Here is a 12,382-nt window from a genome sequence, read left to right as displayed (position 1 = left end):
GATGACTGCCCAAGGAAATTCGACATGTTGATGCGCTGGTGTGCTGTTCCCGCGTTGCTGATGGCGTTGACTGGCCTGGCCCAGGCCGCCGACTGTCCTGAGCTGCTGCAAGGCTCGCTGCCCAAGCTGCGCGCCAAGGAATCCATCGATCTGTGCAAGCAGTACGCCGACAAGCCGCTGGTGGTAGTCAATACCGCCAGCTTCTGCGGTTTCGCCCCGCAGTTCGAAGGCCTCGAGGCGCTGAACAAGCGCTACAAGGCGCAAGGGCTGGAGATGCTCGGCGTGCCGTCCAATGACTTCAAGCAGGAGTCCAAGGACAGCGCCGAAACCGCCAAGGTCTGCTACGCCAACTATGGCGTGACCTTCAACATGACCGAGCCGCAGAAGGTTCGCGGCGACGACGCCACGCATCTGTTCCAGGTGCTGGCCGCGCAGAGCAATGCGCCGAAGTGGAATTTCTACAAGTATGTGGTCGACCGGCAGGGCAAGGTGGTGGCGAGTTTTTCCAGTTTGACCAAACCGGATGATCCGGAATTTATTGCGGCGATCGAAAAGGCCATTGCCTCCAAACCGCTGAAGCCCTGATTAATGCTGTTCTCTGTGGGAGCGGGCCTGCTCGCGAAGCGATGTGTCAGTTAGCAAATCTACATCTGACATACCGCCTTCGCGAGCAGGCTCGCTCCCACAAGGGTGATTTTGTCGTTCCAGTGAAAAGTTGCAGGCAAGAAAAAGCCCCGCCTCTGTAAAGAGAGCGGGGCTTTTTGGTGGGCGAGGGGTTAGCCTCGCCACGGTGCATCAGAAGCGGTAAGTCGCGCCGACACCGAAGCCGTTTGCCGAGTTTTCATACTTGGCATCGTAGGTCTGGCCACGCGCGTTTTCGTTGCGGATGTTGACCGACTCTTCTTTGAGGTACGAGTACGCGACGTCGATGGTCAGGTCGTCCGTCGGGCTCCAGCCGGCACCGATACTGAAGATGGTGCGGTCGCCAGTCGGGATACGCGGCGAGCGGTCTTCGTTATTGGTTGGCGACTGGTCGAAGGTCAGACCGGTACGCAGCACCCATTCCTTGTTCAACTGGTACGAGGTACCCACGGCATAGGCCCAGGAGTCATGCCAGTTCTGGTCTTCGTTGATCGAGCCGAACTGACCGGCCAGCAGAGGTTGCACGCCGGAGTTCTTCACGGTGATCTTCTCGAGCTGGCTCCAGCGGGTCCAGGTGGTGCCGGCATATACGTTCCAGCGATCGTTGATTGCCTGGGTGACCGACAGGTCCACGGATTCCGGCGTGGTGATCTTCAGCGAAGCGTCGTACTTCTGGTTGGCGCCAACGCCCACAAGCGCCAGGGCGTTGTAGTTGACCTTGGTGTCGCCTTCGAGCTTGTAGTCGACCTTGGAGTGGTAGGTCAGGCCGACACGGGTGGTGTCGGTGGCCTGGACCAGCAAGCCGACGTTGTAACCCAGCGCGGTATCGTCACCCTTGATCTTGACCTTGCCGTCCGGCAGTGCCTGGGTGATCGACAGGTTGGATTCCAGCGAGCCGTCGATGCGGTTGATGGTCGGGCCGAAACCGATCGACACCTTGTCGTTGAAGGCGTAGCTGACGGTTGGCTGGAAAGTGATGACTTGCACTTCGGACTTGCTGCCGAAGTAACGACCGGCGAAGCCGTTTTCGTAATCCGTGATCAGACCGAACGGTACGTACACACCGAGACCGAATGCCCAGTGGTCATCGATCGGTTTTACATAGAAGCCCATAGGTACAGCGGTGAAGGGCACCATGTCGCCTTTGTTGCTGCCGCCGTTAGGGCTGGAGCTGGCGTTGCTGATATCGGTGTGTGCATCGACAACGGCGACACCACCGGTGACTTGTTCGCGCTTGATGCGCGCCATGCCGGCCGGGTTGCCATAAACAGTGCTTGCGTCGTCGGCAGAAGAAGATCGCCCGGCAAAACCAGTCCCCATCCCACTGATGCTTTGTTCGTTGAGGGCAAAACCTGCCGCGAAGATTTGTGTGGAGGCAAGGGTAACGGCGAGGCTAAGGGTGGTTTTGAGCATGACTTTTTTCATTATTAGAACTCCTGGTGATCACCGGGGCGAAAATTACCAACATTTTCGTCCCAGCGCTATAGCCTGTATGCCTTGAGTTAGAGCGGTTTTGTAGGACAATCCGACCAAAATGGCGACCTGATGGTAGAACTTGTGAAACCGCCCGGTCAGCAAGCGACCTGATTCAGCGGTGAAACACAGGTTTGCCAGGCATAGGTGAAGTCGCGCAAACGGCCTTGCGGTTGAAAGGTCTGGCGCCAGATACGCGCCATGCCGAGCAGGTCGGTCGGAGCGGGGAGGGTGGGGTTTTGTTCTTCTACCAGCAGCCAGGCGATGGCCGTGGCGTAACGCAGGTTGACGGTCAGTTCCAGATGCGGGCCGCTGAGGAACGCATGCTGACTGGCCAGGCCGCGCACCAGGCTGGCGCGCTCCGGATCGAGCGCCAGATAATCATCCCAGAGCGCCTGATGGCGATGCTCGGCAATCCGGTATAGGCCGTGGCCACGGCGGTCATGCAGGGCAGACCCGAGGGCGGACTGGCTGGCGGCGATACCCAGCAGCAGGGATTCGGCAGTTGCGCAGTGGCGTCCCAGATAAATCAGTGTGGGACGGATCACATAGCGGCACAGTTCGCTGGCAGCGATACCCATAACACCCTCGGTTCTTGTTGTTGAGGGCGAGTCCTGAAGGGGCCTTGGCAGCAGTGGATCGACTCAGGCTCGCCGCAAGCGGGTCAAGCCGCTTGAGTTGAAGTGTAGTGTCATATTCAGCGTGTAAAGGTCTGTTTTTAAAATATTTCCACCATCGCATCCCGGGCGTTAGATCGGAACATGCTTAGAAGCGCAGCGCTAAAAGTGAAATATCAGGCAATAAAAAGCCCCGCTTTTCAGCAGGGCTTTGCTTTTGCAGCCTGTCCGGCTTTCAGGCAACCAGTGCCTGACGGGTACGCTCGATCACGGCCTGCAGCGGTTCGGCGCTGGAGTATTGATCGGGGTACAAACGCTCGCTGTGACGAGCGATGCCGTGTTCATTGACCACGGTGAAGCTGAAGCAGCCTTTGCGAGCGGCCATGATCAGGCAGTTCATTGGAGCAAAAGCGTTGGTTAGGGTGCGAATGGCATCCTGAGTCTGGATTTGAGTAGACATAGTTATTAGGTGTTCCTACAAATGACACGGATAAGAACCGTGCAACGTTAAAACGTTCCAGTAACGTTGATCACCATTGATCGAACGAAGAACCCGACTGGAACAAAGCAGCCAGTTTGAAGCGCTGATAAGTGAGCGCGCTTGGGCTGGCAGGTAGGTACTTAGGAGGACAGGCATCACAGCGAGGGCAAAGGTTCTGGGCCCGGGGTGAAGATCCTGATCAATTTGCAGGTTGGTTCGGTCAGAGTAAGTGTTCTTCGCAACGCCCTTTGTTTTCGTTCAAAGGCAGCGTCGTCGCAAGATTTACCTGGAAACCATCGAGGGGTCGTTCCCGCTGTTTTCGGCAGTGGCTTCCTGTTGGAAGTTGACCGTGGGGAGATGTTCGACCGGAATTGACTTTCAGCTTGGTACTAACGCCGCGGATAGTAACGGATCCGTTCGGGCGAAGCAAACCCCATGACCAAAAAAAGGATCACAGGGAGAGGTCGTGTCGCACCGTCCGTCGGCGTGCATGCTTTTCGCAGAGCCTCTCGGTCGCTCGCAGCTGCGCAAAATGACCCGAAAAAGCGCACGCATATAACCGGCTCGCAGGTACTTGTGCACATTAGTTGCGCAGAGCGTAACGCAACTGTCACATCGATCCTGACTCCAGTCGCTGCCTGTATCAAAAGTTTAAGTCAATGAAAAATATCGTCTTTTTTTGTTGGTGAAAAAATCGTCAGTTTGACTGCGAGCCCCATTCCATAAGGCTTTGCGGGGATCGTAGAGCGGTTGTCCACTGACTTATCCACAGCTTCTGTGGATTGTCCCTAGCGCTTGCTCTAGGACGGGCGTGCCGGGTTTTTTTCGACTTTACCTGTAAGAAAAAGAGAGTAAAGTGGCGCGCCTTCCGATCTGTCCCGCAGTGCTTTATGAAGTTTCGCTCAGTATCAGACTCTGTTACCTCCAACCCGACCTCTGTTACCGCTCCCAAGCGTTTTTCCGTGCGTGTGGCCGAATGGCTGCTCGATGCGCCGCGCCTGAGCGACAGTCCCAGCGCCAAGCACCTGGCCGGCCGTCTGCTCAAGCAACCGGCCCGTGAAGGTGTGGTCGCTGCACAGAGCCGCCTCGGCCAATTGATTTGCCGGGAGTGCGGCAATGCCCGTGACCGGCGTATCGGCCAGGAGCTGCTGCGTCAGGCCGCCCGTGCCGGTGACCGTCGCGCGCAGCAGGAACTCGGTCTGATCGAAGACTGAGCTGTCCAAGCCCAGACACCTTGGTTAACCTTCAGGCTTTATCCGATTGGCAGGAGTCGCTATGGCTATGGACTTGACCAGCATATTGCTTGGTCTTGCGGCAGCAGGGGTGCCGCTGCTGGCGCTGGCCTGGCAACTGCAACGCCGGGCCAGCAACGCCCAGGCCGATCTGGCCTTGCTCGAAGAGCGCCTGGCCATGGCGCAACTGGCCCAGGACGGCCTCTCCGCGCAGCTTGAAGCGAGCCGCGATGAAATCGCCGATCTCGGCCAGGCCAATGCCGCCAAACAGGCAGACCTTGCCGCGCTGCGCCGCGAAGTTGAATTGCTGCAGATCGAGCGCGACGACGCCCGCGACGCCTCCCACGCCTGGAACCTCGAACGCGCCAACAAGGACGCTGAGTTACGCCGCCTCGACGCCCACGCTGCCTCGCTGAGTGCCGAACTGCGAGAGCAACAGGAGAGCCATCAACAACGTCTCAACGACCTGCAAGGCTCACGCGATGAACTGCGCGCGCAATTCGCCGAGCTGGCCGGCAAGATCTTCGATGAGCGTGAGCAGCGCTTTGCCGAAACCAGCCAGCAGCGGCTTGGGCAGTTGCTTGATCCGTTGAAAGAGCGCATCCAGTCCTTTGAAAAACGCGTTGAAGAAAGCTATCAGGCCGAAGCCCGCGAGCGCTTCTCGCTGGCCAAGGAGCTGGAGCGTTTGCAGGCATTGAATCTGCGTTTGAGCGACGAAGCGACCAACCTGACTCGCGCGCTCAAGGGCCAGAAAACCCAGGGCAATTGGGGCGAACTGATCCTCGAGCGCGTTCTTGAGCACGCGGGTCTGGAGAAGGGCCGCGAGTATCAGACTCAGGTCAATCTCAAAGGCCCGGACGGTGAGCGCTTCCAGCCCGATGTGATCATTTATCTGCCCGGCGACAAGCAGGTGGTGGTCGACTCGAAAGTCAGTCTCACGGCCTATCAACAATATGTTGCGGCTGATGACGACACATTGGGGCAGATCGCGATCAAGCAGCACGTATTGTCGCTGCGCAATCATGTGAAAGGTCTGGCCGGCAAGGATTACAAGCGTCTGGAAGGCTTGCACAGCCTCGATTTCGTTTTGCTGTTCGTACCGATTGAAGCGGCATTTTCTGCGGCATTGCAGGCTGAGCCGTCGCTGTTTCAGGACGCTTTCGACCGCAATATCGTGATCGTCAGCCCGACTACGCTGCTGGCCACGTTGCGGGTGATCGACAGTTTGTGGAAGCAGGAACGGCAGAGCCAGAATGCCCGGGAAATCGCCGAGCGCGCGGGCTGGCTGTACGACAAGTTCGTGTTGTTTATTCAGGATCTGGACGAAGTGGGCAATCGTCTGCAGCAGCTGGACAAGGCTTACAGCTCGGCGCGTAACAAGCTCACAGAAGGGCGCGGTAATCTGGTCAGCCGCAGTGAACAGTTGAAGTTGCTCGGTGCGCGGGCGAGCAAGAGCTTGCCGGCGGATTTGCTGGAGCGGGCGATGACGGATGTTGATGGGTTGGTTGAGTTGCCTGAGTAAATTCAAAGGCTCGTTTTTTTCTGGCTGATTGGGGGCATATCCGTTGCTGCGGTCGTGGCGGCTGGCGGTTTCGCCTGACGGCGACTTACTTTTTTACAAGCGCCAAAAAAAGTAAGCAAAAAACGCTAGCTCCTGCGTTCGGCCCTCGCAGGCTCGGGTTCCTTCGCTGCGGGACTGATCCGGGCGCAGCGGCTCCGGTTTGCTTCGCTGCACCTCCTTCCGCTGTGTCTGGCTGCGCCAGACGGTCGCTGCGCTCCCACGCCCGGATCAATCCCTCCGCTCAGCCTTCCGACGTCGCCGGTGAATCAAGATCAAAAGCACTCGAGCTTGCGCTCATTGTTGAGTGGGGCGGCTGCGCCGCAGGCAGCTTCGCTGCTTTGCTTTTCTGTGGGAGCGAGCCTGCTCGCGAAGGCGTCTGCAAGATCACTCTCTACAACGGCAAAAACCGACTCAAAAGCGCCCGCAACGCCGCCGGCTTCACCGGTTTGGCCAGGTAATCCAGGCCCGCCGCATGCACTTGCGCCACGGTCTCCGGGCGTCCATCCGCGCTGATGACCACGCCGGGCACGGGCTCGCCCAGGCGCGTGCGCAACCACGCCATCAGCTCTGTGCCGGTATCGCCGTGGTCGAGGTGATAGTCGACCAGCGCCAGTTGTGGCCGCACACCTTCATTCAATATCGCTGCGCATTCTTCGCGATTGCGCGCCGTCCACACTTGGCAGCCCCAGCGGCTCAGCAGGCTGTTCATGCCGATCAGGATGCTGTCTTCGTTATCGATGCACAGTACCTGCGCGCCGCTGAGCAGTTTTCCGTTCAGTTCCACCGTCGCGCTAACTGGTGGCGTTTGCGTGCGGGCGATCGGCACTGTCACGCTGAACACACTGCCGCGCCCCGGCCAGGAGCGAACGCGCAGGGTATGCCCGAGCACGCGGCACAAGCCATCGGCGATCGCCAGACCCAGGCCCAGGCCTTTTTCGGCGCGGGTCTGGTGGCTGTCGAGGCGTTTGAATTCTTCAAAAATCACCTGCTGCTTGTCTTCCGGAATGCCCGGGCCGCGATCCCAGACTTCCAGGCACAGCTCGCCACCGCGCCGACGCACGCCCAGCAGCACCGGACCCTTGGCGTAGCGGAACGCGTTGGTGAGGAAATTCTGCAGAATCCGCCGCAGCAGTTTGATGTCGCTGTCGATGCGCAATTGACTGCCACGCACCCGGAACGTGAGTTTTTGCTCTTGGGCGAGCGCCTTGAATTCCGCGCCGAGGGTGTCGAACAGTTCGTTGACGGCGAAGGCTTTGCGATCCGGGTTGATCTTGCCGTTTTCCAGACGCGAGATGTCCAGCAGATCGCTGATCAGGTCTTCCGCCGAACGCAGCGAGCTGTCGAGGTGTTGCACCAGCTGCTGCGCCTCTGCGCTCAAGCCTTCGTTCTGGTGGGAGAGGGCGGCGGAGAACAGTCGCGCGGCGTTCAGCGGTTGCATCAAGTCGTGGCTGACGGCGGCGAGGAAGCGGGTTTTCGACTGGTTGGCCGCCTCGGCATTGCCCTTGGCTTCGGTGAGCGCGACGTTGAGTTGCGACAGTTCCTGGGTGCGCTCGCTGACCCGTTGCTCGAGCCCTTCGTTCGCCTCGGTCAGCGCCTGTTCGGCTTCGCGGAACGCGGTAATGTCGGTGAAGCTCATGACAAATCCGCCGCCGGGCATCGGGTTGCCGATCAGCTCGATCACCCGGCCATTGGGGAACAGCCGTTCAGAAGTGTGCGCGCGGCCCTGGCGCATCCAGTGCAGACGCCTCGCAACGTGCACTTCCGCTTCGCCGGGGCCGCACAAACCGCGTTCGGCGTTGTAGCGAATGATGTCGGCAATCGGCCGGCCGACGCTGATCAGGCCGTCGGGGTAGTTGAACAGCTCCAGATAACGCCGGTTCCACGCCACCAGTTTCAGCGACTGGTCGACCACGCTGATGCCCTGGGTGATGTTCTCGATCGCGCCTTGCAGCAACGCGCGGTTGAACTGCAGCACTTCCGAGGCTTCGTCAGCGATTCGGACTACGTCCTCCAGCTGCATTTCCCGACCTTCGATGGCGGCTTTTACTACAGCGCGCGTGGAAGAAGCGCCGAGGACACCGGCCAGCAAACGTTCGGTATGGGCGATCCATTCGCTGTCGGCGTTCTGGTTGGGGTTGAAGCCCTTGCCCTGACGGTAAGCGAAGCGAATGAAGCTCTGCCGCGCGCGTTCTTCGCCGACAAAACGCGCCGCCAGTTGCAGCAGATCGTCGATCTGTACCGCCAGCATCGAACGGGCATTAGGTCGCGCGCTGATTTCCTGGCCGATGAAACGCCCGGCCTGCCAGTGCTCGGAAACCCGCGTGCGCGAGAGCACCGAGACCCAAGCGAACAGGGTGAAATTACCCGCCAGCGACAGCACTACGCCTTGAGTCAGCGGGGTGATCGGCAGGTTCAGTGGATTGCTGTGCAGCCACGCCAACCCGGGGAAGCTCGCCAGCGACCAGCCGAGACTGTGCGCGGCAATCGGCAGCACCAGTGTGTAAAACCACAGGAAAGTGCCGGTGGCGAGGCCGGCGAACACGCCCCGGCGGTTGGCCTGTTTCCAGTACAGCGCGCCGAGCATGGCTGGCGCCAGTTGCGTCACTGCGGCGAAGGCGATCTGGCCGATGGTCGCCAGGCTCGCGGTCGAGCCGAGCAAGCGATAACTGACGTAGGCCAGTAGCAGAATCACCACGATGCTCACGCGGCGCACCGAGAGCATCCACTGGCGGAAAACTTCGAACGGGCGCTCGGCGTTGTTGCGGCGCAACAGCCACGGCAACAGCATGTCGTTGGAAACCATGGTCGACAGGGCGACGCTGGCGACAATCACCATGCCGGTCGCTGCCGATGCGCCACCAATAAACGCCAGCATCGCCAGCGCCGGATGGGCCTGGGCCAGCGGGAGGCTGATCACGAACGAGTCGGGCAGCACATCACTAGGCAGCATCATCTGACCGGCGAGAGCGATCGGGACTACAAACAGCGCCGCCAATGCCAGATAGGCGGGGAAGACCCATTTCGCCAGACGTAGATCCTGCGGGTCGATGTTCTCCACCACGGTCACGTGAAATTGTCGCGGCAGGCAAATGATCGCCATCATCGCCACGCCGGTCTGCACCACCATCGATGGCCAGTTGATGGTTTCCTTCCAGTACGCCTCAAGGCGCGGGGCGAGCATTGCCTGATTGAACAGGTCGTCGAAACCGTCATACAGACCGTATGTGACGAAGGCGCCGACGGCGAGAAAGGCGAACAGCTTGACCAGCGACTCGAACGCGATCGCCAGCACCATGCCACGGTGGTGTTCGGTGGCGTCGAGGTTGCGCGTACCGAAAACGATGGTGAACAACGCCAGCACCAGCGACACGATCAGCGCCGTGTCTTGAGCGCGGGTGCCCATGGCATCGGCGCCGGCGCCGATCAACAGGTTCACGCCAAGGACGATGCCTTTGAGTTGCAGGGCAATATAAGGCAAGACGCCGACCAGGCAGATCAGCGCCACCACCACCGCCAGCGATTGTGACTTGCCGTAGCGCGCGGCGATGAAGTCGGCGATGGAGGTGATGTTCTCCTGTTTGCTGATCATCACCATTTTCTGCAGGACCCACGGCGCGCCGACCAGCAGCAGGATCGGCCCGAGGTAGATCGGCAGGAATGACCACAGTTGTTCCGCCGCCTGACCGACCGCGCCGAAGAACGTCCAGCTGGTGCAGTAAACCGCCAGCGACAGGCTGTACACCCAGGCGCGCACCCGTGGCGGCAACGGTGTGCTGCGACGGTCGCCGTAGAAGGCGATAGCGAACATGATGGCCATGTAGGCCAGGGCAACGACGGCGATCAGCCCGGTGGACAACGACATGCAGCACTCCCGACAAATGACTCCCCGGCACTCCTGCCCGGGCGGACAGTCTCGCACGGGCGCGGCGGTTAGTCAGTGTCGACCAAGGTCGTGGCGTGGCGGGGTGTCGCAGGCGGGGTACCGGGTGGTTTTTGTGGTGACCGGGCGGGCCTCTTCGCGAGCAGGCTCGCTCCCACAATTGGAATGCATTTCCTTGTGGGGGCGAGCGCGTCAGTCCAGACGCAGCGCAATATCGATCAGGCGATGGAGCTCATCAACCTCCAGCGCCGCCGCCGAAAACAGAATCCGGAACACCACCGGCGCCACCACCAGATTGATCAAGCGGTCGACACTCGGCGCCTTCTCATGCGGATAGCGATCGACGATGGTCTGCAACTGCGCACCGATGATCGTCACGCAATAGCCCGGCGTAGCGCTGGCCTGCACGTCGCGCATCATGTTGCGCCCGACTTCCGAACTCATCTCGTCGAGATATTGCTCGGCCCAGGCGCGGATATCGCCGCGCAGGCTGCCAGTGCTCGCCGGCTCGCTGTCCGGGCGCATGCGGGCGAGGGCGACGTCCGCCAGCAATGCCGCCAGATCGCCCCAGCGGCGGTAGATCGTCGACGGCGTTACCCCCGCGCGGGCGGCAATCTGCGGGACGGTCACGGTGGAACGTTCCTGCTCTTGCAGCAGCGCATTGACCGCCGAATGAATCGACTCCTGCACCCGGGCACTGCGGCCACCGGGGCGTAAACCTTCTTTAATAGCCATGCGGCAGACCTTAACACAAAGAATTTGCTTTAAGCGCTGGGCGGTAGCACACTCCGCAAAAGCAAAAAATTAGCTTTTGCGGAGTGTGCCCATGACCAGCCCCTTGAATAGTGTCGCTTCCCACCGGTCGAGCTTGTGGTTTCTGGCGATCACCTTACTCAGTTTTCTCGCCGCTTCCACCGCGCCGACGCCGTTGTATCACTTGTATCAGGATCAACTGCATTTCTCGGCAGCGATGTTGACGCTGATCTTCGCCGTTTACGCTTTCAGTCTGTTGGCAGCGTTGCTGACGGTGGGTTCGCTTTCCGACCATCTCGGACGCAAACCGGTGATCTTCAGTGCAGTGCTGCTCAATGCGCTGGCCATGTTGCTGTTCATCTATGCCGATAGCGTGGCTTGGTTGATCAGCGCACGGGTGTTGCAAGGTTTCGCCACCGGCATGGCCACTGCCGTATTGAGTGCAACGCTGCTCGACACCGACCGTCAGCAGGGGCCGCTGATCAACAGTGTCGCGCCGTTACTCGGGATGGCTCTGGGCGGTTTGGGCTGTGGCTTGCTGGCAGAATTTGCGCCGGCGCCGTTGCAGCTGACTTACTGGTTACTGTTGGCACTGTTTGTGTTGCAAGGCGTGTATGTCTGGCGCCTGCCGGAGAGTGTCTCGCGGCAAGGTGGGGCGCTGGCGTCGTTGCGGCCGACCCTGCACGTGCCGGTGCAAGCGCGTTCAACGTTGTGGCGAGTGCTGCCGCTGAACACCGCAACCTGGGCGCTCGGTGGTTTTTATGCCTCGCTGGCACCGTCATTGGTGCGCACGACCACTGGTTCTACCTCCAATCTGATCGGCGGCGCTACGGTCGCGGCGCTCACCGTGACCGGTGCGTTGATGATTTTCATGATGCGCAATCGTCCGGCCGCTCAGGCGTTGCGGCTGGGTGCGAGCTTGCTGCCGGTTGGGCTAGTGCTGATTCTGCTCGGCGTGCATGGCGCCAGTCTGTCGTTGTTTTTCTTCGGCACACTGGTCGCCGGTTGCGGCTTTGGTTCGGGCTTTCTCGGAGCGGTGCGCAGCCTGGTGCCGCTGGCCTTGCCGCATGAACGAGCCGGCTTGATGTCGGCGTACTACGTGCTCAGTTATCTGGCGTTCTGTTTGCCGGCGTTGCTGGCCGGGTATCTGGCGCGCAACTTTGGACTGCTGGCGACCACTGATGGTTACGGCGTTGTGTTGATCGTGCTGGCCTTGGCTGCGCTGCTGCTCAGTCTGCGTCCGCAGACAGGCAGAGTTTGCAGCGCTCCTTGAGCGCATGTAGAGACTTATCTGCAAAACAGATAACAGTTAGAGATATTACCCGTTATATCGATATTCGATTCGGATCTACCATGGACTCAACCTCACCAGAGGACAGGAGTTCATGATGATTTGCCCCAACAGTGTCACCCCCGGCTACAAACCTTTCAGTCAGCTTCAACATCCTCGTGAAGTGATCCGCCAGTTCACGCCGAACTGGTTCGCCGCGACCATGGGTACCGGTGTGCTGGCATTGGCGCTGGCTCAGTTACCGCTGGCCATTCCCGGATTACGCGTCGTGGCCGAGGGGCTGTGGCTGTTCAACATTCTGTTGTTCAGCTTGTTTACTGCTGCCTACGCCGCGCGCTGGATTTTGTTCTTTGACGAGGCGCGGCGGATTTTCGGTCATTCCACCGTGTCGATGTTCTTCGGCACCATTCCCATGGGCCTGGCGACGATCATTAACGGCTTTCTGTTGTTCG

General features: G+C 59.9%; 9 protein-coding genes and 1 pseudogene. 5 read left to right on the top strand and 5 right to left on the bottom strand.

Annotation, left to right across the window (positions count from 1 at the left end):
* The first annotated feature begins 24 nt into the window (after positions 1–24).
* The gene (locus tag D8U82_RS10590; protein WP_071171497.1) at positions 25–585 is read left to right on the top strand and encodes a hypothetical protein; all 561 of its coding nucleotides are present in this window, start codon (positions 25–27) and stop codon (positions 583–585) included.
* Positions 586–795: 210 nt separating this feature from the next.
* Here the strand turns inward: D8U82_RS10590 and D8U82_RS10585 are convergent, their stop codons facing one another.
* From D8U82_RS10585 to D8U82_RS10575, 3 genes are all read right to left on the bottom strand, one after another.
* Positions 796–2,067, bottom strand: a complete 1,272-nt coding sequence (locus D8U82_RS10585) for an outer membrane protein transport protein (RefSeq protein WP_130902173.1) — start codon at positions 2,065–2,067, stop codon at positions 796–798.
* A gap of 146 nt (positions 2,068–2,213) precedes the next feature.
* Positions 2,214–2,696, bottom strand: coding sequence for a hypothetical protein (locus tag D8U82_RS10580; protein WP_024012180.1), 483 nt, complete (start codon positions 2,694–2,696; stop codon positions 2,214–2,216).
* 271 nt (positions 2,697–2,967) lie between these two features.
* Complete coding sequence (locus tag D8U82_RS10575) at positions 2,968–3,192, bottom strand: hypothetical protein (RefSeq protein ID WP_016773719.1); 225 nt, start codon at positions 3,190–3,192, stop codon at positions 2,968–2,970.
* A gap of 911 nt (positions 3,193–4,103) precedes the next feature.
* Here D8U82_RS10575 and D8U82_RS10565 point away from each other — a divergent pair.
* Positions 4,104–4,427, top strand: a complete 324-nt coding sequence (locus D8U82_RS10565; protein ID WP_024012181.1) for a hypothetical protein — start codon at positions 4,104–4,106, stop codon at positions 4,425–4,427.
* A 175-nt stretch (positions 4,428–4,602) separates the two neighbouring features.
* Complete coding sequence (rmuC, locus tag D8U82_RS10560) at positions 4,603–5,967, top strand: DNA recombination protein RmuC (RefSeq protein ID WP_177434128.1); 1,365 nt, start codon at positions 4,603–4,605, stop codon at positions 5,965–5,967.
* A gap of 430 nt (positions 5,968–6,397) precedes the next feature.
* On the opposite strand, the gene D8U82_RS10555 is transcribed toward rmuC, so the two are convergent.
* A complete protein-coding gene (locus D8U82_RS10555; protein ID WP_130888573.1) occupies positions 6,398–9,868 on the bottom strand; it encodes a PAS domain-containing hybrid sensor histidine kinase/response regulator in 3,471 nt (1,156 codons plus the stop codon).
* A 210-nt stretch (positions 9,869–10,078) separates the two neighbouring features.
* Entirely contained in the window at positions 10,079–10,621 is a 543-nt protein-coding gene (locus D8U82_RS10550; RefSeq protein ID WP_024012184.1) for a TetR/AcrR family transcriptional regulator, read from the bottom strand.
* A 103-nt stretch (positions 10,622–10,724) separates the two neighbouring features.
* On the opposite strand from D8U82_RS10550, the gene D8U82_RS10545 reads away from it, so the two are divergent.
* Both D8U82_RS10545 and D8U82_RS10540 read left to right on the top strand, forming a co-directional pair.
* Entirely contained in the window at positions 10,725–11,912 is a 1,188-nt protein-coding gene (locus D8U82_RS10545) for an MFS transporter (protein WP_130902190.1), read from the top strand.
* A 115-nt stretch (positions 11,913–12,027) separates the two neighbouring features.
* Positions 12,028–12,382 (top strand): annotated as a pseudogene (locus D8U82_RS10540) (C4-dicarboxylate ABC transporter); the annotation flags it as partial.

This window comes from Pseudomonas sp. Sample_23, assembly GCF_004307595.1.
In the GTDB taxonomy this organism is placed as follows: domain Bacteria; phylum Pseudomonadota; class Gammaproteobacteria; order Pseudomonadales; family Pseudomonadaceae; genus Aquipseudomonas; species Aquipseudomonas atacamensis.
The sequence above is the reverse complement of the archived record's forward strand: the minus strand, read 5'-3'. Positions and strand labels throughout refer to the sequence as shown.